This window comes from Pseudomonas sp. 18.1.10 (assembly GCF_024655625.1).
Taxonomy (GTDB): Bacteria; Pseudomonadota; Gammaproteobacteria; order Pseudomonadales; family Pseudomonadaceae; genus Aquipseudomonas.
Window position 1 is genome coordinate 1 of sequence record NZ_JANLGL010000465.1, and the last position, 832, is coordinate 832.

1 protein-coding gene is annotated in these 832 nt (G+C 62.3%); it reads right to left on the minus strand.

Translation table 11 applies throughout. The annotated features are described in order from the left end of the window. Nucleotides 1–81: 81 nt before the first annotated feature. On the minus strand, nt 82–711 hold the full coding sequence (locus tag NUV89_RS29715; RefSeq protein ID WP_257784123.1) for a TetR/AcrR family transcriptional regulator: 630 nt from the start codon (nt 709–711) through the stop codon (nt 82–84). Nucleotides 712–832 lie beyond the last annotated feature (121 nt).

Sequence of the window (832 nt, forward strand, 5' to 3'; positions counted from 1 at the left end):
TGACTGCATTCCAAAGTTGGAACTCGGTCAAGTGTGGGAGCGGGCTTGCTCGCGAAGAGGCCCGTCCAGCCACCACAAGGCTCAACGCTTAGGCAGATAAGCCGGCAAATACAGCCCCACATACGCATCAAACACCCGCATCCCTTCCTCCGCCATGCGCGGCGTAATCAAGCCATGCTGATGCACCGAGCGCGCATACACGCGGTCGCTCAGCTCCAGCGCCAAGGCAAACACATCCACATCACTCGGCAGTGTCGGCACATCGAAGTGACGGTTGAACACGGCCAGCATCAAGTCGCCCAGTTCCAGATCATGCTGACGATCCGCCTGGGTCACTTCCGTCAGCCCATGCTGCGCCAGGATCAACTGGCGCGCGGCGGCGTCGTGGTCGTAGATGGTCAGCATGCGCTGTTCAACGATGTAGGACAGGTCCCGCCAGTGCTTGAGTGAAGCGTGGTCGATGGGCGCCTGAATCGCCGCGCGGAAGGCGGCGTGGACATCCGCCGTCAACGCTTCCAGCAGCGCCGGTACGCTGGCGAAAAAGTGATACACCGACGACGGCGGGATCTGCGCGCGCTCGGCCACGCTGTAGATCGACAAACCGGCCACGCCTTCGGCGGCCAGCAAGGTGCGGGCGGCGTCGAGGATCGCGTCGATCCGCGCCTGGCTGCGGGCGCGGGGTTTGCGAGGGGTGGCGGGGCGGGTGGTCATGGATGTCTCCTACAAGGCAGCGGGCATTGTATGAGCAGTAATGGGTGTTGTCTTTAAGGCCGCCTTCGCGAGCAAGCCCGCTCCCACATTTAACCGAGTTCCAACTTTGGAATGCAGTCAA